Origin of the sequence: Marinibacterium sp. SX1, from assembly GCF_050389775.1 — a bacterium.
In the GTDB taxonomy this organism is placed as follows: Bacteria; Pseudomonadota; Alphaproteobacteria; order Rhodobacterales; family Rhodobacteraceae; genus Marinibacterium.
Map to the genome: position 1 here is coordinate 4,562,047 of NZ_CP177144.1, position 21,997 is coordinate 4,584,043.

The 21,997-nt window shown below is 68.6% G+C and carries 21 protein-coding genes; 8 read left to right on the forward strand and 13 right to left on the reverse strand.

Annotated elements, in window-relative coordinates:
* The 4 genes from ubiA to ACK3BB_RS20635 all read left to right on the forward strand — a co-directional run bounded on the left by ubiA (nt 1) and on the right by ACK3BB_RS20635 (nt 3,964).
* The gene (gene ubiA, locus ACK3BB_RS20620; RefSeq protein ID WP_428926518.1) at nt 1-963 is read left to right on the forward strand and encodes a 4-hydroxybenzoate octaprenyltransferase; all 963 of its coding nucleotides are present in this window, start codon (nt 1-3) and stop codon (nt 961-963) included.
* A gap of 56 nt (nt 964-1,019) precedes the next feature.
* A complete protein-coding gene (locus tag ACK3BB_RS20625; RefSeq protein ID WP_428926519.1) occupies nt 1,020-3,065 on the forward strand; it encodes an OmpA family protein in 2,046 nt (681 codons plus the stop codon).
* Entirely contained in the window at nt 3,052-3,381 is a 330-nt protein-coding gene (locus ACK3BB_RS20630; RefSeq protein WP_428926520.1) for a hypothetical protein, read from the forward strand. The genes ACK3BB_RS20625 and ACK3BB_RS20630 overlap by 14 nt, the downstream gene beginning before the upstream one ends.
* 130 nt (nt 3,382-3,511) lie before the next feature.
* Complete coding sequence (locus ACK3BB_RS20635) at nt 3,512-3,964, forward strand: hypothetical protein (protein WP_428926521.1); 453 nt, start codon at nt 3,512-3,514, stop codon at nt 3,962-3,964.
* 434 nt (nt 3,965-4,398) lie between these two features.
* Here the strand turns inward: ACK3BB_RS20635 and ACK3BB_RS20640 are convergent, their stop codons facing one another.
* The 12 genes from ACK3BB_RS20640 to ACK3BB_RS20695 form a co-directional block, all read right to left on the reverse strand.
* Nucleotides 4,399-4,842, reverse strand: a complete 444-nt coding sequence (locus ACK3BB_RS20640; RefSeq protein ID WP_428926522.1) for a molybdenum cofactor biosynthesis protein MoaE — start codon at nt 4,840-4,842, stop codon at nt 4,399-4,401.
* 3 nt (nt 4,843-4,845) lie between these two features.
* Nucleotides 4,846-5,091: a molybdopterin converting factor subunit 1 gene (moaD, locus tag ACK3BB_RS20645; protein WP_428928778.1), complete on the reverse strand. Its 246-nt coding sequence runs from the start codon at nt 5,089-5,091 to the stop codon at nt 4,846-4,848.
* Nucleotides 5,091-5,756 carry a CDP-diacylglycerol--glycerol-3-phosphate 3-phosphatidyltransferase gene (gene pgsA / locus ACK3BB_RS20650; protein ID WP_428926523.1) on the reverse strand — a complete coding sequence of 222 codons (666 nt, stop codon included), beginning with the start codon at nt 5,754-5,756 and terminating at the stop codon, nt 5,091-5,093. Before pgsA ends, moaD begins: the two co-directional genes overlap by 1 nt.
* 190 nt (nt 5,757-5,946) lie before the next feature.
* Nucleotides 5,947-7,107: a serine hydrolase domain-containing protein gene (locus ACK3BB_RS20655; protein ID WP_428926524.1), complete on the reverse strand. Its 1,161-nt coding sequence runs from the start codon at nt 7,105-7,107 to the stop codon at nt 5,947-5,949.
* 58 nt (nt 7,108-7,165) lie between these two features.
* A complete protein-coding gene (uvrC, locus tag ACK3BB_RS20660) occupies nt 7,166-9,052 on the reverse strand; it encodes an excinuclease ABC subunit UvrC (protein ID WP_428926525.1) in 1,887 nt (628 codons plus the stop codon).
* Nucleotides 9,053-9,353: 301 nt separating this feature from the next.
* Entirely contained in the window at nt 9,354-10,136 is a 783-nt protein-coding gene (locus ACK3BB_RS20665) for an SDR family oxidoreductase (RefSeq protein WP_428926526.1), read from the reverse strand.
* Nucleotides 10,137-10,203: 67 nt separating this feature from the next.
* Nucleotides 10,204-11,151 carry a calcium/sodium antiporter gene (locus ACK3BB_RS20670; protein ID WP_428928779.1) on the reverse strand — a complete coding sequence of 316 codons (948 nt, stop codon included), beginning with the start codon at nt 11,149-11,151 and terminating at the stop codon, nt 10,204-10,206.
* Nucleotides 11,151-11,324: a hypothetical protein gene (locus tag ACK3BB_RS20675; RefSeq protein WP_428926527.1), complete on the reverse strand. Its 174-nt coding sequence runs from the start codon at nt 11,322-11,324 to the stop codon at nt 11,151-11,153. The genes ACK3BB_RS20670 and ACK3BB_RS20675 overlap by 1 nt, the downstream gene beginning before the upstream one ends.
* Before the next feature lies 1 nt (nt 11,325).
* A complete protein-coding gene (locus ACK3BB_RS20680; protein WP_428926528.1) occupies nt 11,326-12,123 on the reverse strand; it encodes a S49 family peptidase in 798 nt (265 codons plus the stop codon).
* Nucleotides 12,124-12,379: 256 nt separating this feature from the next.
* The gene (locus ACK3BB_RS20685) at nt 12,380-13,141 is read right to left on the reverse strand and encodes an ABC transporter permease (protein ID WP_428926529.1); all 762 of its coding nucleotides are present in this window, start codon (nt 13,139-13,141) and stop codon (nt 12,380-12,382) included.
* The gene (locus ACK3BB_RS20690; protein ID WP_428926530.1) at nt 13,138-14,124 is read right to left on the reverse strand and encodes an ABC transporter ATP-binding protein; all 987 of its coding nucleotides are present in this window, start codon (nt 14,122-14,124) and stop codon (nt 13,138-13,140) included. The genes ACK3BB_RS20685 and ACK3BB_RS20690 overlap by 4 nt, the downstream gene beginning before the upstream one ends.
* Before the next feature lie 243 nt (nt 14,125-14,367).
* Entirely contained in the window at nt 14,368-14,901 is a 534-nt protein-coding gene (locus ACK3BB_RS20695; RefSeq protein WP_428926531.1) for a CoxG family protein, read from the reverse strand.
* 576 nt (nt 14,902-15,477) lie between these two features.
* On the opposite strand from ACK3BB_RS20695, the gene ACK3BB_RS20700 reads away from it, so the two are divergent.
* Nucleotides 15,478-16,443: a DMT family transporter gene (locus ACK3BB_RS20700; protein WP_428926532.1), complete on the forward strand. Its 966-nt coding sequence runs from the start codon at nt 15,478-15,480 to the stop codon at nt 16,441-16,443.
* Between the two features lie 90 nt (nt 16,444-16,533).
* The gene (locus ACK3BB_RS20705; RefSeq protein ID WP_428926533.1) at nt 16,534-17,745 is read left to right on the forward strand and encodes a PLP-dependent aminotransferase family protein; all 1,212 of its coding nucleotides are present in this window, start codon (nt 16,534-16,536) and stop codon (nt 17,743-17,745) included.
* Between the two features lie 160 nt (nt 17,746-17,905).
* On the opposite strand, the gene ACK3BB_RS20710 is transcribed toward ACK3BB_RS20705, so the two are convergent.
* On the reverse strand, nt 17,906-18,223 hold the full coding sequence (locus ACK3BB_RS20710) for a hypothetical protein (RefSeq protein WP_428926534.1): 318 nt from the start codon (nt 18,221-18,223) through the stop codon (nt 17,906-17,908).
* Between the two features lie 243 nt (nt 18,224-18,466).
* Between ACK3BB_RS20710 and ACK3BB_RS20715 the strand changes: the two genes are divergently transcribed.
* Nucleotides 18,467-18,991, forward strand: coding sequence for a hypothetical protein (locus ACK3BB_RS20715; RefSeq protein ID WP_428926535.1), 525 nt, complete (start codon nt 18,467-18,469; stop codon nt 18,989-18,991).
* A 323-nt stretch (nt 18,992-19,314) separates the two neighbouring features.
* A complete protein-coding gene (locus ACK3BB_RS20720) occupies nt 19,315-21,861 on the forward strand; it encodes a response regulator (protein ID WP_428926536.1) in 2,547 nt (848 codons plus the stop codon).
* Nucleotides 21,862-21,997: the final 136 nt, after the last annotated feature.

Sequence of the window (21,997 nt, forward strand, 5' to 3'; positions counted from 1 at the left end):
ATGCAAGCTGATGCCCCGACGCCAGAGACACGCGTATCCGATGCGGAAGACAACAACTGGGTCGACCTGCATGCCCCGGCCTGGGCCCGGCCCTACCTGCGCCTGTCACGGGCCGATCGCCCGACGCCCGTCTTCCTGCTGCTGATCCCCTGCTGGTGGGGCCTGGTCCTGGCCATGCTCTCGACCCAGTCCGCCCGCTGGGAAGATGCCTGGATCGCCGTGGCCTGCACCATCGGCGCCTTCCTGATGCGCGGCGCCGGCTGCACCTGGAACGACATCACCGACCGCCATATCGACGGCGGTGTCGAACGCACCCGCTCGCGCCCGATCCCCTCGGGCGCCGTCACCGCGCGCCAGGCCCTGGCCTGGGCCGTGGCGCAATCGCTGATCTCCTTCGGCATCCTGCTGACCTTCCACCCGGCCGCCGTGTCGCTGGGCGTGCTGTCGCTGTTGCCCGTTGCCGTCTATCCCTTTGCCAAGCGCTTCACCTGGTGGCCCCAGGTCTTTCTCGGCCTGGCCTTCAACTGGGGCGCCCTGCTGGCCTGGACGGCCCATACCGGCAGCCTCGGCTGGCCGGCCGTCATCCTCTATCTCGCCGGGATCTGCTGGACGATCTTCTACGACACGATCTATGCCCACCAGGATACCGAGGATGACGCCCTGATGGGCGTGAAATCCACCGCCCGGCTGTTTGGCCAGGATACCGCGCGTTATCTCAAGTACTTCCTGGCCGGCACCGTCGGTCTGATGGGCCTGGCCATCATCCAGGCCCTGCTGCCCACGGCCTCGGTCCTGGCCCTGGTCATCGCCCTGGCCGGGCCCTGGGCCATGGGCTGGCACATGGCCTGGCAGCTGCGCGGGCTCGACCTGGAGGACAATGCCAAGCTGCTGCAGCTCTTCCGCGTCAACCGCGACACCGGCCTCATTCCGCTCATCTTCCTGGTGGCTGCGCTCTTCGCCTGATTGAACCGCCCGGCCGCCCGTCGTATGAGACCGCAGATGAACGACGAAGAACACACATGCGCTTATCGACCGGCCTGATCTCGGGGCTTTCCCTCGCCGCCGCCGCCGGGCTCAGCCTCGTGGCCGCAGACTTTGCCGTCACCGCCATCGAACGCGGCAGCGAAACTGGCATCCGCCGGGCCCTGGACGAGGCCACCTTCGACTGGGCCGAGGTCCGCGCCGACGGGCTGAAGGTCATCCTCGAGGGCACCGCCCCCGACGAGGCCACCCGCTTTGACGCCCTCAGCGCCGCCGGCCGGGTCGTCGACAGCGCCCGGGTCATCGACAACATGCAGGTCGCCGCCACCGCGGCCATCGCCCCGCCGCGCTTCTCGGCCGAGATCCTGCGCTCGGAAAGCGGCATCTCGATGATCGGCCTGGTGCCCCACGACACCGACCGCGACGACCTGGGCGACCGGCTGGGCCGCATCTCGGGCCCCGACAATGTCGCCGATTTCCTCGAAACCGCCAGCTATCCCGTGCCCGAAGGCTGGGACGATGCCCTGGCCTATGCCATGATCGCCCTCGAACGCCTGCCCCGGGCCAAGATCTCGGTTGGCGCCGGGCGGGTCCATGTCACCGCCATGACCGACAGCCCCGAGGCCCGCACCCGCCTGGAACGCGACCTGCGCCGGCTGGCCCCGCCGGCCCTCGACGTGGCGCTCGACCTCTCGGCCCCCCGGCCGGTCATCACGCCCTTCACCCTGCGCTACGTGCTCGACGAGGCCGGCGGCCATTTCGACGCCTGCTCGGCCCCCGACGGCGACAGCGCCCAGGTCATCCTCGATGCCGCGACCTCGGCCGGGCTGACCGGCTCGGGCCGCTGCACCATCGGCCTCGGCGTGCCCTCGCCGCGCTGGGACGAGGCCGCCAGCCTCTCGCTGGCCGCCCTGGCCCGGCTGGGCAGCGGCAGCCTGACCATGACCGATGCCGATATCTCGCTGGTCGCCGTCGAAGGGCTCGACCACGGGCTGTTCGACCAGATCGTCGGCGAGCTGGAAACCGCCCTGCCCGACGTCTTTGCCCTGCATGCCACCCTGCCCGTCCCGGAACAGACCGGCGACGCCGGGCCGGCCGAATTCTTTGCCACGCTCAGCCCCGAAGGCCTGGTCCAGCTGCGCGGCCGGGTGCCCAGCGAAGGGTTCCGCACCCTGGCCGACAGCTTCGCCCGGGCGCGCTTTGGCTCGGATGCCGTCTATACCGCCGCCCGCGTCGTCGACGACCTGCCCATCGACTGGTCCGCCCGGGTCCTGGCCGGGCTCGAAGCGCTCGGCCTGCTGGTCAACGGCGTGGTCACCGTCGGCCCCGACACGATCGAGGTCCGCGGGGTCAGCCATGTCGAGGACGCCAGCGCCCAGATGTCGCGGCTGTTCACGTCCAAGCTGGGCGAGACCGCCAGTTTCGACCTGGCCGTGACCTACCGCGAACCGCCCCCGCCCGAGGACCAGCCGCTCACCGCCGAGCAATGCGAGCTGCACATCGCCGAGATCCTGTCCAACGGCAAGATCACCTTTGAACCCGGGTCCGCCCGGATCGATGCGGCCTCGCTGGAAATCGTCGATGCCATCGCCGGGGTGCTCGACAATTGCGGCGCCATCCCGCTGGAAATCCAGGGCCATACCGACAGCCAGGGCCGCGAGGTCATGAACCTGGAACTCAGCCAGGAACGGGCCAATGCCGTGCTGACCGAGCTTTTCGCCCGGCGGGTGCGCACGTCCAGCTTCAAGGCCACGGGCTATGGCGAGACCCGGCCGATCGCCGACAACGACACCGAGGAAGGCCGCGAGGCCAACCGGCGGATCGAATTCCGCCTGGTGCGCACCGATACTTCGCCCGATGACGAGACCACGCTCGACGCGCTCAGCGGCGATGCGGATGCCGAGGCCGGCATCGATGCCGATGCGGAGACCGGTGCCGAGACCGGGGGCACCGAAGAGACCACCGAAGACGACAGCCCCGCTCCCGATGCCGACGGCGCAACGGACGGCGACACGGATGACGCAACGGGCGGGGCCGATGCCGCGCCCGAGGCCGGAGAGGAGACCGGAAATGAACAGGACTGAGTTCATCATCGCCACGGCCTGCGTGCTGTTCCTGGCCTTTGTCCTGGGCTGGTTCACCAATTGGCTGATCCACCGTTTCACCCGCGTCAGCGCCTCGGACATGGGCGAGCTGGACCGGATGAGCCAGGAGCTGCACGAAGCCGAGGAGACCCGCGACAAGGCGATCACCTATCTCCAGCAGCGCGAGGCCGAGCTGACCAACCAGCTGACCCAGACCGAGGCCGAACTGCGCGCCGCCATGGAAGGCCTGCGCGAAGCCCGCCACGAGGCCGAAGAGATGCGGTCCTACGTGGACCGGATGCAGGGCACGACGTAACGGGCCCTTGCCTCCGCCGCCCGGCTGTCCGCCCCTTTTGCATGGACAGCCGGAGCGGATGCCATCAGACTGTCGGCGACACCAGCCACCCGAACCCAGGTCGCCAATACAGTGCAAAAGGGTACGGACCATGCGGTTGATGGCAATCCTGCTCTGCCTGGCCGGGGCTGCCAATGCGCAAACCGGCCGGTCGGACGCCGAAGAGGCTTTCGTCGAGATCCTGTCGCGCTCGATGAACCAGAAAGCCCCGACCTACCTGCGGATTGCCGGTGGCCCGTGCTGGGAAGCGCGCATCGAGGTCGTCGATGGCGATGTGACCCTGGGCGGCGGCAACGGTCCCGCCCCACGCGTCTTTGCGGATCAGAAGGGCACCATGCTGCTGCTCGACGGCGAGTCGGACCAGGTGGGCGGCGCAAGTTACATGGTGCTGCGGACCAACGAGGCCACGACCGATCCGGTCGGTGCGATCCTCAGGCCGGTTGCGATCTGCGCGGATACCGAGGCCACGCCGAGGTGCACGGGCAAGATCGGCGGACTGCGCCATTTCTCGCTGCATGCCTCGTCGGTGAATTTCTGCGAATGAGGCGTCTCGCCGCCGGTCGGGCCTGATCGGGCGATCCCCTCTCGGCAAGGGGACAGCCAGCCTGTGTCCGGCGCCTGTGCGGCATCGGCGGCCCGCCCCGCGTCGCTCAGCCCCTGGCCCCTGGCCCCTGGCCCCTGGCCCCTGGCCCCTGGCCCCTGGCCCCTGGCCCCTGGCCCCTGACGGGTCAGCCCCCAGACTTCGGTTGGTCAAGCACCCTGATCACCCGGCCGGACTGCCCCCACACCCAGCCGCTCCAGTCAGCACCCATTCGGTCCGATCCCCCCTTGCCCCCGCCGACCCGACCCTCAACACCCGGCCGGTCGGCGCCCCGTCCCCGGGTCAGTCCGCCACCCTTGCCACACGGATGATCCGCCCGGCCAACCTCCTGCGCCCGGAAACTGCCAACGCATGGGCCATGCGTTTTCGGCTAATGCCTACCAGCGGTCCAGGGCGTCTTCGTCGGCGGCGCGGGCGGCGACCCAGTCGGCGCCGTCGCGGGTGGTTTCCTTCTTCCAGAAGGGCGCCCGGGACTTGAGGTAGTCCATCAGGAATTCCGCCGCCTCAAAGGCATCGCCCCGGTGCGGCGAGGCCGTGGCCACCATCATGATCGGCTCGCCCGGGGCCAGCGCCCCGTAGCGGTGGATGACCAGCACGTCGCCCAGCGTCCAGCGCCCGGCGGCTTCTTCGGCAATGGTCCGGATCGCCCGTTCGGTCATGCCCGGGTAATGCTCGATCTCCATCGCCAGCAGATCACCCGCCGCATTCTGGCGGACGATGCCGGAAAAGCTGACCACCGCGCCCATGCCTTCCAGCGGGGCGGAAAACCGGTTGAGCTCGGCACCCGGATCGAAGCGGTCGGCCTGCACCACGATCCGCATGGCTCAGCCCCCCGTCATCGGCGGAAAGAACGCCACCTCGCGCACGCCGTCCAGCGCGGCATCGAAATCGGCCAGCTCCTGGTCCAGCGCCACCCGCAGGGCGGTGAGATCGGAAAAAGCCAGGGCATAGCGCTCTTCGCGGGCGCTCAGTTCGGCGACCAGCTCGGCCACTGTCGTGGCCCCCGTCTCGATCCGTTCCTTGGGCAGGCCGATCCGCTCGCGGACCCAGGCAAAGTAGAGAACATCCATCATTCCGGCTCCTTCAGATGGGGCACAGCCTTGCGGAAATAATCCACCCCCGTCCAGACCGTCAGCACGGCGGCCAGCCACAGCAGCATCAGCCCGCTCCAGCCCAGCCCCCAGGCCAGGTCGGCCCACCAGCGCAGCGATTGCACGTCGGCGGTCGACCGGTCGAGGATGGCCCGGACCTTGGCCGGGTCCATCGTGGCCGCGGCCATGCCCGCGTGGTTGCGCGCGATCCCTTCGGCCAGCAACACGGCAATGGCCACCATCTGCACGGTTGTCTTCCACTTGGCCAGCCGGGTCACCGCCAGGGTGCCGGCCACGTCGCCCAGGAATTCGCGCAGACCCGAGACAAAGACCTCGCGGAAGAGGATGACCACGCCGGGCACCATCAGCCACCAGCCCAGCGACGAGGTCACGCACATGACCAGCAGGGCGGCGGCCACCATGGCCTTGTCGGCGATCGGGTCCAGCATGGTGCCCAGCTTGGACACCATGCCCCAGCCACGGGCGATGTAACCGTCGATCCAGTCGGTGACCGAGGCCGCGACAAAGAGGGCCAGGGCCACCCAATCGGCCAGGGGCCGGTCGAAGACCAGGAAGACCAGCGCCATGGCCGGCGCCGCGACCAGCCGCAGCAGGGTCAGTATGGTGGGGATCGTCACTTTCATGGCGTCTTCCTAGCTCATGTCCGCAGTGGCGGAAACCACGCGTCCGCGCAAGCGACGGACCGGTGCCGGCAGGTCACGAAACGGTGGCCCGGACCGGCGCCTTTCCGCCCTGTCATCCCGGGCGCCCTGTCATCCCGGGCGCCCGGCCTTGCGGGCGCCCCACCACGCTGCATCCCGGACGTGCGCGGGCTCAGCAGGCCGCGCGCAGCTTGTCGACCAGCGCCAGCCGGCCCTTGAAATAGCCCGAGGTCGAAGCATCCGCCTCGGAGGCGAACCAGGCCACCGACAGGCCGCGCACCGGATCGGCAAAGAGGTACTGGCCATGAATGCCCACCCCGCGCAGCAGGGGCCGTTCGCCGCGCAGGACGTAACACTTGGCCCGGTAATGCATGTCGGCACCGGGATAGTTTTCCTCGAAATCGCCCTTCTTCCAGGCCGCAACGTCGCCATTGTCGAAAATGTCGGCCACCCAGTCGGCGGGCAGCACCTGGCGGCCATCACCCCGCCGGCCACCATCGGCCACCAGCGCCCCGATCCGCGCCAGGTCGCGGGCGGTCAGGCACATGCCCCCGGCCGCCCGGGCCCCGCCGATCCGGTCGACGGTCACATAGCCCGGCCGTTCGGCCCCCATCGGCTGCAACAGGAATTCCGACACCAGGTCGGCGTAGCGCGTGCCCGTCGCCCGTTCCATCACCCAGGCCATCAGGTCGGTCACCGGCGAGACATAGTGGAACCGCTCGCCATGGGGTCCTTCGCGGTCGGCCAGGGTCAGCTGGAAGCTGCGCAGGTCCATCGGCGTGTCGCCCGGCTCGACCGGGTTCCAGTTGGCGGCCTTGCGATAGTCGATGATCGGCCCGCCGGTCGCGGTGTAATCCTCGGAAAAACTCAGCCCGACCTGCATGTCCAGGGCCTGGCGCACGCTGGCCCCGTCATAGGCCGTGCCGTCCAGCTCGGGGATGTAATCCGACAGCGGCGCGTCGACATCCAGCAGGCCCCGGTCGGCCAGCACGCCGGCCAGCAGGCCCAGCACCGATTTCGACACCGACATCAGGATATGCGGGTCGTCGGCCGTCATGCCGTTTCGGTAAAGCTCGTGCACCACGCGCCCCTTGTGCAGCACGACCAGCGCGTCGGTCCGCGTGCCCTCGACGGCCGCCTCGATCTCGGCCGGGTCGATCAGCGGCGCGCCGGCTTCCAGCGCCCAGACATCCCCCGGCGCATTGCGGATCTCGGCCGAAGGCACCACCTCGCGCACGTGGTGAAACGCCCAGGACGACCAGGGCTGCTGGCGCCAGTTGGCCAGGGTCGCGCGGTCGGGGATGGCGGGGGGGAAGCCTTGCATAAGGGCCATGGGGGACACACTCCGTTCAGTCGCCGCCACACAATCCCAGCCCCGCCCGGGGCACAAGTCATCGGTCCTGGAAAAAGTCGTAAATCTTCTCGGCCAGCGCATCCGAGATGCCATCGACAGCCTTCAGGTCGACCAGGTTGGCCCGGCTGACCGCCTTGGCCGATCCGAAATGGCGCAGCAACGCGCGCTTGCGCGTGGCCCCCACCCCGGCGATCTCGTCCAGCGGGTTGGCCACCACGGCCTTGGCCCGCTTGGCCCGGTGGGTGCCGATGGCAAAGCGGTGGGCCTCGTCGCGCAGGCGCTGGATGAAATAGAGCACCGGGTCGTTGTGGCGCAGGGCCATGGGCATCTTGCCCACCCGGTGGAATTCCTCCTTGCCGTGGTCGCGGTCGATGCCCTTGGCCACGCCGACCATCGGGATGTCCTCGACCCCGTATTGGGCCATGATCTCGGCCACCGCACTCACCTGCCCGGCCCCGCCGTCGATCAGCAGCAGGTCGGGCCACTGGCCTTTCTCGCGGTCGGGGTCATCCTTTTGCAGCCGGGAAAAGCGGCGCGACAGCACCTCTTTCATCATGCCGAAATCGTCGCCCGGGGTCAGGTCGTCGCCCTTGATGTTGAACTTGCGGTAGTGGTTCTTCATGAACCCCTCCGGCCCGGCCACGATCATGCCGCCCACCGCATGGGCGCCCTGGATATGCGAGTTGTCGTAGACCTCGATGCGCTGCGGCGGGCCGTCCAGGTCAAAGGCCTCGGCCACGCCGGTCAGCAGCTTGGCCTGGGTTGCGCTCTCGGCCATCTTGCGGGCCAGCGATTCCCGGGCATTGCGCAGCGCGCCGGACACCAGTTCCTTCTTCTCGCCGCGCTGGGGCACCAACAGCTCGACCTTGCGCCCGGCCTTCTGGCCAAGTGCGTCGCACATCAGGTCGGCATCCTCGATCCCGTCCGACAGGATGATCTGCTTCGGCGGTTCCTTGTTGTCGTAGAACTGGCCGAGAAAGGCCTCCATCACCTCGGCCGGGCTGACATCGGCGGCCAGGCGCGGATAGAAATCCTTGTTGCCCCAGTTCTGGCCCGAGCGGATGAAGAACACCTGGACACAGGCCTGCCCGCTGTCCATGTGCAGCGCGATCACGTCGGCCTCGTCCACCCCGCGCGGGTTGATCCCCTGCGACGATTGCACGGTGGTCAGCGCCCGGATGCGGTCGCGCAGGGCGGCGGCGCGTTCGAATTCCATGGCTTCCGAGGCTTCCATCATCTGCTCGGCCAGCTCTTCCTGCACCTTGGTCGACCGGCCCGACAGGAAGCGTTCGGCATCGCGCACGCTCTCGGCGTAATCCGAATCCGAGATCTGGCCCGTGCAGGGGGCCGAACAGCGCTTGATCTGGTAGAGCAGGCAGGGCCGCGTGCGGCTGTCGAACATGGAATCCGAGCAGTTGCGCAGCAGGAAGGCCTTTTGCAGCTGGTTCAGCGTGCGGTTCACCGCGCCGGCGCTGGCGAAGGGGCCGAAATAGGCGCCCTTTTCCGTCTTGGCGCCCCGGTGCTTCTTGATCTGCGGATAGGCGTGATCCTTGGCCACCAGGATGTTGGGGAAGGATTTGTCGTCGCGCAGCAGCACGTTGTACTTGGGCTTGAGCTGCTTGATCAGGTTCTGTTCCAGCAGCAGCGCCTCGGTCTCGGTGCGCGTGGTCAGGAACATCATCGACGCCGTGTCGCGGATCATCCGGTCGATCCGTGCGCTGTGGCCCGTCGGCCGGGCATAGCTGGACACCCGCGCCTTGAGATTGCGCGCCTTGCCGACATAGAGCACCCGCGCCTGGCCATCGAGCATGCGATAGACCCCGGGCGAGCTGTCGAGCGTCTTCAGATAGCCCTGGATGCAGGCATGTCCGGTCACGGGCGATGGCGCGGTCGATTCGGTGCTGGGATCGGCGTCGGCTGTCATGATGCTCAGATATGATTCCCCTAAAGTTGCTGCAATCTGGAAGCGGCGGTTTCAAGCCGAAACAAATCCACCGTTTATGTGGATAAGTCTGAGCATATCTTCGGGGCTTTTGCGATTTTCCCTTGTTCCACGGGGCTTTCGTTACTTTGCTTGAAAAATGGGCAGGTTTGGAACCTGTTGTTTTTCCTGCACAAAAGCACAGACCCCTTCCAAGTGCATGAAACCAAAGACAGTTTTGTAACGTGCCCGTGACGCCCTGCCGTCCGGTGCACAACTCTGCCCGTACGTCACCCGGGGCGGGTCACTCCACGCCCTGGATATCCGGCGTCTGCCAGCCCAGGTGCTGACCGCCGTCGACACAGATCAGCTGGCCGGTCACCCCCGGCGAATCGAGAAAATATCCCAGCGTCGAAACAATGTCCGAAGGATTGGAGCCCCGTTCAAGGATTGTCGCCGCTCTCTGGCCCTGAAAATGGCTTTCCGACTGGCGTGCCCCTTTCAGCGTCGGTCCGGGGCCGATGGCATTGACGCGGATCGCCGGGGCCAGCGCCCGGGCGGTGGTCTGGGTCATCGTCCACAGGCCGGCCTTGGCAATGGTGTAGGTCATGAATTCGGGCGTCAGCTTGCGCAGGCGCTGGTCGACCATGTTGACGATCAGCCCCCGGGCCATCGGTTCGCCAGCGTCGTCGCGCAGCGGCTCCAACCCCTGTGCGGCCATGGCCTGGGTCAGCTGCAGCGGTGCGCGCAGGTTGGAATTGATGTGCCGGTCCCAGCTGTCCAGCGTGGCGCTGTGGATGTTGTCGTATTCGAAGATCGAGGCATTGTTGACCAGGCAGGTCACCGGCCCGCCCAGGGCCTCACCCGCGCGGGGCAGCAGCGCGGCGGTGGCCTCGGCGTCCAGCAGGTCGGCCTGCAGGGTCTCGGCCCGGCCGCCGGCGGCGCGGATCTCGGCGGCGGTGTCTTCGGCGCCGCCGGCCGAGCTGGCGTAATGTACGGCCACCGACAGGCCGCGCCGGCCCAGGTAGATCGCCATGGCCCGGCCCAGCCGGGTGCCGGCACCGGTCACCAATGCGCATCCTGTCATCGTCGCTCTCCGAATTGTCTTGTCCCGGCCCGCCCGCACGGCGCGCCGGCGGCCGGGGAGTTACCGATCAGAACAATATGGCCGCGACATAGGCGACGTAAAGCGCCGTGAGGAACAGGCCCCATTGCCAGGTGATGTCGCGCCGGAAGAAGACGAAGGGGATCATCAGCAGGGCCGAGCCGAGCATGACCCAGAGGTCGAATTCCAGGAATTCCGGGTCGACACGGATCGGGCCGAACAGCGAGGCGATGCCCAGGATGGCCAGCAGGTTGAACATGTTCGACCCGATGACATTGCCCAGGGCCACGTCGGCCTGGCGCCGCAGGGCGGCCATGACAGTTGTTGCCAGCTCGGGCAGCGAGGTGCCCACGGCCACCAGCGTCAGGCCGATGACCGTATCGCTGACACCATAAGCCCGGGCGATTTCCTCGGCGCTGTCGACCAGCAGGCTGGCGCCCATCGGCAGGCCGATCAGGCCCAGCACCAGGTAGAGCCCGATGCGCCAGTAGGGCATGTCGGGATCGGCTTCCTCGATCTCTTCCAGCTCGTCGTCCTGGCCGTTCTTGCGGTGGCAGCGCACCTCCCAGACGTTGTCGGCCAGCACCAGCGCCAGGGCGCCCAGCAGGATCAGCCCGGCCCCCAGGCCCAGCATCCCGCGCCAGGCCAGCGCGATGAAGAGCACCGACGCCCCGATCATGATCAGGAAGGATTTGCGCGTGTCGCATTCGCTGGTGTGCATCCGGGCCAGCAGGGCGGGAATGCCCAGGACCAGCAGGATGTTGGCGATGTTCGACCCCACGACATTGCCCAGCGCGATGCCGGGGGAATCGTTCAGCGTCGCCTTGATGGCCACCAGCAGCTCGGGCGCCGAGGTGCCGAAGGCGACGATGGTCAGGCTGACGATCAGGGCCGGCACGCCAAGTCTCAGGCTGAGGTTCACCGCGCCTTTCACCAGCAGATCGCCGGCCAGCAGCAGCATCAGCAGGCCCAGCCCGCTGTAGAACCATGGCAGGATCACGTCCGACCTCCTTGGCAGGGGCAAGGGCCCTTGCCGATCTTGTGGCGCCCGCACTTCGGGCATTTCGTACTGGTCAACTTGTCCTGGCCGGGCAGACGCAGGCGGAACCGGCCGAACATGGCCAGGATCGCGATGGCGACCAGGAACAGGGAAACGATCTTGACGATCACGTCAGAGGCCGAAACGCGCGAAGGCCGCGCGCTCCTCGATCAAGCCCTCGGCATCGGCCATCAGCCGCGCGCCCAGCCGGGCCACCAGCGGCTTTTTCTGGCCATAGCGGCGCAGGCGCACCTTGTCGCCGAACCGCGCGTCGATCACCGGGCGCAGGTGGCCGATCCCGTCGATCAGGCCCAGCGCCTGCGCCTGGGCACCCAGCCAGACCTCACCCGTGAAGAGGTCACGCTCGGCACTCAGCCGGTCGCCCCGCCGGGTCCGCACGTGGTCGATGAAATTCTCGTGGATCTGGCCCAGCAGATCCTTCAGCCGGGCCACGTCCTCGTCCTTTTCGGGGCGGAACGGGTCCATCATGGATTTTGACTGCCCGGCCGTGTGCACCCGCCGTTCGATGCCGTTGCGGGCCAGGAACAGATGCGCGCCGAACCCGGCCGATATCACGCCGATCGACCCGACGATCGAGCTGGCATCGGCAAAGATCTCGTCGGCCGACGCGGCCAGCCAATAGCCGCCCGAGGCGGCGACATCCTCGACAAAGGCCAGCACGGGCACCTTGTGCTTGTCGGCCAGGCGCCGGATGCGGGCGCCGATCAGGGCCGATTGCACGGGAGACCCGCCGGGCGAATTGATCAGCAGGGCCACGGCCGCGGGTTTGCCCTTGGTGAATGCCTTTTCAAGCACCGGGCCGATCCCGTCGTCGTTCAGCCCGCCGCGGCCGGACATGCCGATGGCCCCGTTCAGCCGGACAACGGCCACGGTTGGCCGGGAACGCAGGAAGGGCAGCCAGTTTCTCATGCGCCTCGATGTAGAGGCGGCACCGGTGACAAACAAGGCACGCCCCCCAAGGTTAACAGGCGCGGCCGGCATTTCTTGGGTCCGAACGGCAGGAATGCAACGCCTGTTGCATGGGCCGGCACGGCGAACGGCCGGTTGCAGGCGGATGCCGCACCGCAGAGTGCACCGCCCGGCACAATGCGCCCCGCGCGCCACCACGCGGGGCCGTGCGCCGCTCTGACCTGAGCCAGGCTCAGGCTCAGGCTCAGGCTCAGGTTCAGGAGCGGATGCGCCAGCCGGTGCGGAAGATCCACCAGATGAAGCCCATGCAGGCCGCGGTGAAACCGGCAATGGCCAGCAGGCTGACCCCAACGGGCACATCGGCCACGGCATAGAACGACCAGCGGAACCCCGAAATCAGGTAGACCACCGGATTGAACAGCGACACGGTCTGCCAGAACGGCGGCAGCATCGAGGTCGAATAGAACGCCCCGCCCAGGAAGATCAGCGGCGTGACGACCATCAGCGGCACGATCTGGAGCTGTTCGAAATTCTTCGCCCAGATGCCCAGGATGAAGCCCAGCAGCGAGAAGCTGAGACAGGTCAGCAGCAGGAAGGCGACCATGGCCCCGGGATGGGCGATGCGCATCTCGACGAAGAAAGCCGCCGTGAACATGATGACCACGCCGATGAACAGGGCCTTGGTCATGGCCGCCCCGACAAAGCCCAGCACGATTTCCAGGAAGGACATCGGCGCCGAGAGCGGTTCGTAGATCGTGCCGATGAACTTGGGGAAATAGATGCCGAAGGACGCGTTGGATATGGCCTGGGTGATGACCGACAGCATGACCAGCCCGGGCACGATGAAGGCGCCATAGCTCACGCCCTCGACCTCGTCGATGCGCGAGCCGATGGCTGCGCCGAAGACGACGAAATAGAGCGAGGTCGAGATGACCGGCGACAGGAAGCTCTGCATCAGGGTGCGGAAGAAGCGGCTCATCTCGCGGTGATAGATGGCACCGATGGCGGTCATGTTCATTGGGCCGTCTCCTGCGGGTCTGCCGAGGTCTGGGGGGTGTCGGGGCCGGAGGGTGGATCGTGGCGGCCGACCAGATCGACAAAGATGTCTTCCAGGCTGCTCTGGCGGGTCTCGACATCGCGCAGGGTCAGCCCGGCGGCGGCCACGGCGTTGAGCAGCGCGGTGATGCCCGTGCGCTCGCCGGTGCGCGTGTCGTAACCATAGACCAGCCGGTCGCCCGCCCCGCCCAGTTCCAGATCGTAGGGTGCCAGCGCCTCGGGCACGGCCGCGATCGGCGTGGTCAGGTGCACGATGATCTCCTTGCGGCCCATCTGGCGCATCAGCGCGTCCTTCTCCTCGACCAGCAGGATGCGCCCGCCGTTGATCACCCCGACCCGGTCGGCGATGGCCTCGGCTTCCTCGATGTAATGAGTGGTCAGGATGATGGTCACCCCGTCGCGCTTCATCTCGGCGACGATCTCCCACATGTCGCGGCGCAGCTCGACATCGACGCCCGCGGTCGGCTCGTCGAGGAACAGCACCCGGGGTTCATGGGCCAGGGCCTTGGCGATCAGCACCCGCCGGCGCATGCCCCCCGACAGGGCCTTGGTCTCGCTGTCGCGCTTGTCCCACAGCGACAGCCGGCGCAGCACCCGTTCGATCAACGCATCGTCGCGGCGCTTGCCGAACAGCCCGCGCGAGAAACGCACCGTGCGTTCGACCGTCTCGAAGGGCTCCAGCGAGATTTCCTGGGGCACCAGGCCGATCAGCCCCCGGGCGGCGCGGTATTGCGTGGTGATGTCATGGCCGCCGACCAGCACGCTGCCGGAGGTCGGCGTGGTGATGCCGCAGATCGTCGAGATCAGGGTGGTCTTTCCCGCCCCGTTGGGCCCCAGCAGGGCCAGGATCTCGCCCTCGCGGATGGACAGGTCGACGCCCTTGAGCGCCTCGAACCCGCCCGCATAGACCTTCCTGAGGTCGCGGATCGTCACGATGTCGGACATGGAGCCCCCTTCTTCGGCCGCGCCCGGCGGAGGCCGGCCGTCTGGCGGCCCGGGGCGCATGCCGCCGGGCGCTGCTTCACCTGCGGCCCGGGGCCGGCCCGCAGAACGGCCGGCGCCACGCCGTGATCCGGCGCCCGGCCTCCGGGCCGGCGCGCCACGGCCCCGCCCCGTCGCAAGGACGCCGGGGCCGGGCCCGCTGCATATGGGGCGCCGGGGCCTGCGCGTCCACCGTCGGGGTGGCGATCAGTCCTTGCCGACCAGCCGGCCCAGCCAGCCCTTCTTGCGGGCCACTTCCCCGGCCTCGGCCGCTTCGCCGGCTTCCTCGCCTTCGGCCGGGCCTTCCAGCGCCAGCTGCAACCGGGCAAAGAAGGCATCGGCCATCTTCTTGGCAAAACCGTCGATGATGCGGCTGCCCAGCTGGGCCAGCTTGCCGCCGACCTTGGCCTCGACATCATAGGCCAGCGTCGTGCCGCCCTCGCCATTGGGCGTCAGGGTCACCGTCGCGCCGCCCTTGGCAAAGCCCGCGGCGCCGCCCTTGCCCTCGCCCGAGATCGTCAGCTTTTCGTTTTCGACCATGTCGGACATGGTCACGTTGCCCTTGAACGTGGCCTTCACCGGCCCGACCTTCTGGGTCACCGTGGCCGTATAGCCCCCATCGGGCGAGCCTTCGACCTCCTGCGCGCCGGGCACGCAGGCCTTCAGCATCTCGGGATCGAGAAGCGCGGCATAGACCGTGGCCGGATCGGCCTTGATGTCCCGCGTGTCGCTCATTTGCATGGGGGATGTCCTCCTGGCTGTGCTGGCCCAACTAGTAACCCGCCGGGGCCCATCCGCCAATCCGTCTTTCGGCGGGGGCCGCGCTGGTGGGCCGGGCGCGGGCCATGTCTCTCCCCCGTTGAGTGTCGCCACCGCTTGCGCCGGCCTTGTTTCCGGCCCTGACCATGTCCTTGCCCGCCGGCGCTTGCCCTGCACGCTGCACACCCCAGCCACTTGCCCAGCGCGCTGCACACCCCAGCCGCTTGCCCTGCGCGCTGCGCAAACTGCCGCTTGCCCCTGCACGCTGCACATTGCCGCCGTTTGCCCCGGCTCACATGGCCGCCATTCGCTCTGGCCTCTCGCACCGCCCCAGCCCGGGCCCATGCCGTCTCCGCTGACCCAGGCTCATGTTCGCGGCCACGTCCCCAGCCCTTGCCCTCCGCCGCCGGGTCCGGCCCGCGCACCCGCCACATGCCCCGCCCCCGCCCCCCCCGCCACGGGCACCGATTGGCCATCCCCGACGGATCCTGTCGCAAAACCGCACTTGCCGTTGCGTCCCGCTGTGGTAGCGGTGGCGGGTCACATCCGGAGGGCACGATGGAAAACCGGGCGGCGGCGGGGATCGCCTTTATTGTCGCGGGCATATTCTGCATTTCGATCAACGACATGCTGATCAAGGAACTGTCGGGCGGCTACCCGCTGCACCAGATGGTCTTTGTCCGCTCGGCCATCGGCATCTGTTTCAGCCTGGTCCTGGTCCAGTTCGAAGGCGGCCTGTCCATCCTGCGCACGAAACAACCCGGCCTGCATGCCCTGCGCGGGCTGATGATCGTCGCCGCCAACATGACCTATTTCGCCGCCCTGGCCGCCCTGCCCCTGGCCGATGCCACGGCGCTGTTCTTCGTCGCCCCGCTGTTCATCACCCTGCTGTCGATCCCCGTGCTGGGCGAAAAGGTCGGCCCGATGCGCCTGGGCGCCGTGCTGGTCGGCTTTGCCGGGGTGGTCCTGATGCAACGGCCCTGGGCCGGCACCGACACGCTTGACGTCAGCCGCGTCGTCCTGCTGCTGCCCGTCCTGTCGGCCCTGCTGTATGCCGCCAACCAGATCCTGACCCGCAAGCTGGGCGCCACGACCAAGGCCTCGGCCCTGTCGGTCTATATCCAGGGCACCTTCATCCTTGTCGCCTCGGGCTTCTGGCTGGTCGCCGGCGACGGGCGGTTTGCCGAGGGCGTCGACAATGCCTCGCTGGTCTTCCTGCTGCGCGCCTGGGTCTGGCCCGACGGCTCGGACTGGTGGTATTTCCTGGGCCTCGGCCTGAATGCCGCCGTCGTGGGCTATGCGCTCAGCGCGGCCTACCGGGCGGCCGATGCCGCGACCATCGCGCCGTTCGAATATGTCGGCCTGCCGCTGGCCGTGTTCTGGGGCTGGCTGATCTTCGACACCCTGCCGGGCTGGGAGGTCTGGATCGGCATGGCCCTGATCATGGGCTCGGGCCTCTTCGTCTTCCTGCGCGAGCGCCAGAAATCGCGGCGCATCGCCCGGGGCCAGGTCAAGATCCGCTAGGCCCACCCCACGACCGGGGGCTTTAAACCCCCTGTTCAATCTGCTGTTCTAGGATGCGGGCCCCTGCCCCGCCGACAGTAAGGAGCCGCCATGCACCGCCCCGCCTTTGCCAGCTGGCTGAGCCAGACCAACGATGTCACCCAGACCTTCCTTGCCGCCGGGCGCATCCCCGGGCTGATCAACCTGGCCGGCGGCCTGCCCGATCCCTCGGTCTGGCCTGTGGCCGCGCTGGCCGAACAGGCGCGGTCGGCCGTGGCCGACCATCCCGGCGACACCCTGGCCTATTCGCCGATCGACGGGCTGCCCGGCCTGCGCGACGTCATCGCCCGGCGGTTCTCGCGCGGGGGGCTGCGGCTGACCCGCGAGAACGTCATGATCACCACCGGCGGCATGCAGGCGCTGGACCTCGTCGGCAAGGTGCTGCTGGACCCCGGCGATGCCATCGCCGCCCAGGCCCCGGCCTATCTCGGCGCGCTGGATGCCTGGATGCCCCGCGCCCCGGCCTATCGGCCGATGCGCCTTGAGGCCAACGATGTCGACATCGCCGGTTGCATGGCCGGTGCCAAGTTTGCCTATACCGTGCCCAATTTCTCGAACCCGACCGGTCGGCTGGTCGGGCACGACCAGCGCCGTGCGCTGGTCGACGCGGCCAATGCCACGGGCTGCTGGCTGGTCGAAGACGACCCCTATGGCGCGCTTTACTACGACGGCGCCCCCCTGCCCCGGCTTCTCGACATCTCGGCCGGGGACCGCCCCGACTCCTCCCAGGAAGGGCTTTATGACGGGCCGGTCATCTACCTGGGCACCCTGTCCAAGGAGCTGGCCCCCGGCCTGCGCATCGGCTGGGTCATCGCCGCGCCCGAGATGATCACCGCCCTGACCACGGCCAAGCAGGGCTCGGACATGTTCACCTCGGGGATCTGCCAGCGCATCGCCCAGGGCGCGCTCGAAGACCGGCTGCCCGAACAGATCCTGCCCGACATCCTGTCGCTCTACCGGGACCGCCGCGATGCGCTCTGCGCGGCCATGGCCGAACACCTGCCGGATCTCTACGACTGGGAGGTCCCCTCGGGCGGGATGTTCGTCTGGGCCGTGGCCCGCGATGCCCGGCTGGACACCGACCGGCTGATGACCCGCGGGCTGGATCACGGGGTCTGCATCTCGCCCAGTTCGGTCTTTGACCCCGAGGGCCGCGACCGCCGGGCCACCCGGCTGAACTTCACGCTGAACCCGCCGGACAAGCTGGCCGAAGGCATCCGCCGCCTGGCCGAGGCCACGCGGGCCGAAATGGCCGCCCTGTGATCGCCGGGGCGTGGCCCGCACGAGATCGGGGCCTGCACCGTGGCTGACCCCCACCGGGTGACGGCCTGATTGGCGCTTGCCCGACGCCTGACCGGCACCGGCACTGGCCCCGGATGCAACGGCCGTCATACCATCACCCGGCCCACCATCCCGCCGCCCGTCAATGCGCGCGCGGCTGGCCCCCGGCATCGCCCCGACCACCGGCCAGCCCGGCCGCGCCGCGCATGTCCAGCCGGTCGCGGGCGGTGTCGAATTTCACGTGGGCCGCCTCGAACAGCACCAGCGCCCGGGCCCGTGTTTCGTACAATCGCCGCATCTCGGATCCGGGGTTGCCCATGGCATCGCGGTTCGGCCGCCCGCTTGGCGGAAACCACAGCCGCATCTCGTAGATGGCCCGGCGCCAGGCCCGGTCGGCCTCGACATAACGCCCGTAGGTCAGGCGCAGGACGCGCCGCCGCGTCGTCAGTTCAGTCCGCATGTGCTTCCTCCCGCTGCAGACCCTGCGCCGCCAAGGATACCACGCCCGGCCTCTGCCGCAAACGCCCGCGCGGTCGCAGGCCCCGGGCCCCGGCGCGCCCCGCCATCGCCGCCACCCGCAAATCCCTGGAAAACCGGAAGAAAACACAAGACAGATGCATACTCGCGAAAGTAGAGTAAAGACATTCCGTCATCGGCGGAAGATTGCAACGTTAAACTGTACAAGTACCCAGGGAGACCCGACATGCCGATTTCCAGACAATTGCCCGCCGTGGCCAGCGCCCTTATCGCCCTTGCCCTGCCCGCCCTTGCCGCCGACCCGCACCTGCCCGCCGAGGGCGATGTCTTCATGCCCTTCGGCCATTCCGGGGCCTGGTATGTCTTTACCGACACCACCCGCGCGACCTGCCTGACCGAAAAGGTCGATGCCACCGGCAATGTCGTGCAGATCGGGCTGACCAAGGACAATGAACATGCCTACCTGGCCGTCTATGCCGTCGTGCCCGAGGATCTGCGCAAGGAACGCGAAGAGCTGACCGTGACCGTGGCCGGCCAGAGCCACACGGGCAAGATCTCGCGCTGGCAGCGGCACAATGCCGATGCCTATTCGGGCGGCTACATCCTGTCCGACAGTTTCGATCTCTTTGCCAAGGCCGCCGATGTGACCGAGGTGATCGCCTTCCCCGGCGAGGAGATCGAGGTCAAGATCAGCCTGGATGGCAGCGCCAATGCCATCGAGATGACCAAGGATTGCATCGCCGCCCAATAGGGTGCGCGGCGGGGCGGGCGGGTCTCGACCGCCTGCCCCGCCATGACGGCCCGCCCCGACACCGCCGACACGCCCCCGCCCCACCGACATCGCCTCACCCCGCCGAGACGGCCCGCCCCCGGGCCGGCGACGCAGGCCCCCGGCGCCCCCGCCCGGGGCAATGTGCCACCGGCAAGGCCCCGGCGGACCGCACCAGGCAGAAAACCCCTTCGACCTGCACCGAAGTTGGCTAACATGACGGCGGATCGGCGGTCCGCACCGATCTCCGCCACCCCGCCCGGGGCCGGCGGATGGCCCCAGACCCGAACGGGATACCCGACGACGTGAGATCTGCTGCCCGCTATGCCCTGATCGCCCTGGCCTACGTTGTCGCCTGGTGCGCGCTCGACCTCGTCGGCTGGGTCTTCGAAGTCTCGCCCGGGATCAGCCCCTGGTATCCGCCGCACGGCCTGAGCGTCGCCCTGCTGATGGCGCTCGGCCCGCGGTTCATGCCCCTGCTGATGATCGGCCCGCTGATCATGGGCTCTCTGGTCTGGCTCCCCGGCGAGCCGCTGGCCCTGGTCCTGCTGGCCCTCGGGGTCACGGCCGGTTACGGGCTGGCCGCGCTCTGGCTGCGCCACCGGCGGGTCGATCCCCGGCTGTCCCAGCTGAGCGACGTCCTGCATTTCTTTGCCGCGATGATCGTGGCCTCGCTGGCCGTTGCCGTTCTGGCCATCCTCGACCTGGCCGCCTTTGGCCTGCTGGCCTGGGCCGATGTGCCGGCAGCCATCCTGTCCTTCTGGGCCGGCGACACCCTGGGCGTGGTCTGCATCGCCCCGGTCCTGATGACCCTGGTCTTCCCCGCCCTGACCCGGCTGACCGGGCGCGCGTCCACCGCCGCGCCGCCCCCCGTGGCCGATGCCCGTCGCCTGCCAACCCCCGTCGCCGCGCAGGGCCCGGCCCGGACCCTCGCCCTGCCCGGCGACACCCCGCGCGCCACGGCCCTGCGCTTTGCCGCGCTGGCCGGCACCATCCTCCTCGTGCTCGACCCGTTCGACATCTTCGACCCGTCGCTGTCCTTCCTGCTGATCTTCCCGATCCTTGCCGTGGCCGTCACCGGCTCGGTCACCGGCACCGCCCTGGCCGTGGCCCTGGCCAGCATCGGCCTGGCCATCTCGCTGCGCACCAATGCCGCGCTCGACCGGCTGGAGGCCGAGCAATTGCTGCTGACCGGCCTGTCGATCGGCGCGCTCTGCCTGGCTGCCGCCGTGGCCGGCCTGCGCTCGGGCCGGACCCTGCTGCGCGACATCTTCGACACCACGTCCGAAGGCATCGTGGCCCTGGACCGGACCGGCCGGGTGATGATGGCCAATTCGGCCTCGCGCCACATGCTGGGCGGCATCAGCGATCCCGAGCCCTTCGACTGGCCGGCCGACATCCGCTTTCTCGATGCCCAGGACAACCGCCCGCTGGACGGCCCCGACAGCCCCATCGCCCGGGCCCTGGCCGGCGAGAAGATCCAGGCCGAGACCCGGCTGATGACGCGCAAGGCCCGCGACGGGCACCGCTACGTGCGGATCAGCAGCGGCACGGTCAAGGACGAGGGCGCGACGCTCTGGGTCGTGCTGGCCTTTGACGACGTCACCCGCGAGGAGGAAAGCCGCCAGCAGATCGAACGCTCCGGCCGGCTGGATGCGCTTGGCCAGCTGACCGGGGGCATTGCCCATGATTTCAACAACCTGCTGGCGACCATCGAATACAGCGTCCAGCTGGGCGCCAATGCCGACGACCCGGCCACCGCCCGACGCTATGGCGATGCGGCCCTCAAGGCCGTGCGCAAGGGCGCCGACCTGACCGGCCGCCTGCTGGCCTTTGCCCGGCGCCAGCCCGGCAAGGCCCAGTCGCGCCCGGTGGCCGATGTGCTGGCCGAGTTCGACCAGCTGGCCCGCCCGACCATCGAGGAAAACATCGCGCTCGAGATCGACCATGATGATCCCGACCTGCGGGTCTTCTGCGACACCGGCCAGCTGGAAAATGCGCTGCTGAACCTGGTGCTGAATGCCCGCGACGCGATCACCCTTTCGGGCAAGGGCGGGCGCATCGTGGTCAGCGCCCGGGGCATTTCCGAGATCGACGCCGATGCCGTGCTGCGCCGCGAAAGCCCGCATTCCTACATCGTGCAGGGGCTGCATGCCAACGGGCTCAGCCCCGACACGGCCCGGACCATGGCCTATCGCTATGTCGAGCTGGCCGTGACCGACGACGGGCCGGGCATGAGCGACACGATCAAGCGCCGGGCCACCGATCCGTTCTTCACGACCAAGGAAACCGGGATGGGCACGGGGCTGGGCCTGTCGATGGTCTATGGCTTTGTCCAGCAGTCACACGGCGAATTGCGGATCTATTCCGAGCCGGGCCTGGGCACGACGATCCGCATGATCGTGCCCCGGGGCACCGAGGCCGGCCACCGCGAACAGCCGATCGAACGGCTGCCCCGGCCGCGCGGCAAGGGCCAGCGCATCCTGCTGGTCGAGGACCAGCCCGACCTGCTGGAGATGATGCGCGACGTGCTGGTCACGCTGGGCTACACGGTGACCACGGCCCGGACCGGGGCCGACTGCCTTGCGCTCTTTGCCGATGGCGCGGGATGGGACCTTTTGCTGACCGACGTGGTCATGCCCGGGGGGATGGACGGGTTCCGGCTGGCCGAAGAGGTCCGGGCCCGGGCGCCGGATCTGCCGGTGCTCTACATGTCGGGCTATACCGGTCATTCCGAGGACGAGAAGGGCGCCGTGCCCGCGCCGATCCTGCAGAAGCCCTGCACTCCGGCCGAGCTGGCCGGAGCCATTTCCGACGCGCTGTCCGGCGACGACGCGCCGGCACCCGGTTGATCCGCCGCGCCGGTCCGGCCTGTCTGTCCGACGCTATCAGCCCGTCCCGCCCGCCTTCGGTCGGCCGCGCGGCCTGACCGAGCCCGCCCACGCATCCTGGCGTTGATGTGCGGCCGTGCCCGTCCGGCCCCACACC

Bases quoted from the DNA above. Each gene is read 5' to 3' on its own strand.
- ubiA (WP_428926518.1), top strand. From the start codon at position 1: ATGCAAGCTGATGCCCCGACGCCAGAGACACGCGTATCCGATGCGGAA.
- ACK3BB_RS20625 (WP_428926519.1), top strand. From the start codon at position 1,020: ATGCGCTTATCGACCGGCCTGATCTCGGGGCTTTCCCTCGCCGCCGCC.
- ACK3BB_RS20630 (WP_428926520.1), top strand. From the start codon at position 3,052: ATGAACAGGACTGAGTTCATCATCGCCACGGCCTGCGTGCTGTTCCTG.
- ACK3BB_RS20635 (WP_428926521.1), top strand. From the start codon at position 3,512: ATGCGGTTGATGGCAATCCTGCTCTGCCTGGCCGGGGCTGCCAATGCG.
- ACK3BB_RS20640 (WP_428926522.1), bottom strand. From the start codon at position 4,842: ATGCGGATCGTGGTGCAGGCCGACCGCTTCGATCCGGGTGCCGAGCTC.
- moaD (WP_428928778.1), bottom strand. From the start codon at position 5,091: ATGGATGTTCTCTACTTTGCCTGGGTCCGCGAGCGGATCGGCCTGCCC.
- pgsA (WP_428926523.1), bottom strand. From the start codon at position 5,756: ATGAAAGTGACGATCCCCACCATACTGACCCTGCTGCGGCTGGTCGCG.
- ACK3BB_RS20655 (WP_428926524.1), bottom strand. From the start codon at position 7,107: ATGGCCCTTATGCAAGGCTTCCCCCCCGCCATCCCCGACCGCGCGACC.
- uvrC (WP_428926525.1), bottom strand. From the start codon at position 9,052: ATGACAGCCGACGCCGATCCCAGCACCGAATCGACCGCGCCATCGCCC.
- ACK3BB_RS20665 (WP_428926526.1), bottom strand. From the start codon at position 10,136: ATGACAGGATGCGCATTGGTGACCGGTGCCGGCACCCGGCTGGGCCGG.
- ACK3BB_RS20680 (WP_428926528.1), bottom strand. From the start codon at position 12,123: ATGAGAAACTGGCTGCCCTTCCTGCGTTCCCGGCCAACCGTGGCCGTT.
- ACK3BB_RS20685 (WP_428926529.1), bottom strand. From the start codon at position 13,141: ATGAACATGACCGCCATCGGTGCCATCTATCACCGCGAGATGAGCCGC.
- ACK3BB_RS20690 (WP_428926530.1), bottom strand. From the start codon at position 14,124: ATGTCCGACATCGTGACGATCCGCGACCTCAGGAAGGTCTATGCGGGC.
- ACK3BB_RS20695 (WP_428926531.1), bottom strand. From the start codon at position 14,901: ATGCAAATGAGCGACACGCGGGACATCAAGGCCGATCCGGCCACGGTC.
- ACK3BB_RS20700 (WP_428926532.1), top strand. From the start codon at position 15,478: ATGGAAAACCGGGCGGCGGCGGGGATCGCCTTTATTGTCGCGGGCATA.
- ACK3BB_RS20705 (WP_428926533.1), top strand. From the start codon at position 16,534: ATGCACCGCCCCGCCTTTGCCAGCTGGCTGAGCCAGACCAACGATGTC.
- ACK3BB_RS20710 (WP_428926534.1), bottom strand. From the start codon at position 18,223: ATGCGGACTGAACTGACGACGCGGCGGCGCGTCCTGCGCCTGACCTAC.
- ACK3BB_RS20715 (WP_428926535.1), top strand. From the start codon at position 18,467: ATGCCGATTTCCAGACAATTGCCCGCCGTGGCCAGCGCCCTTATCGCC.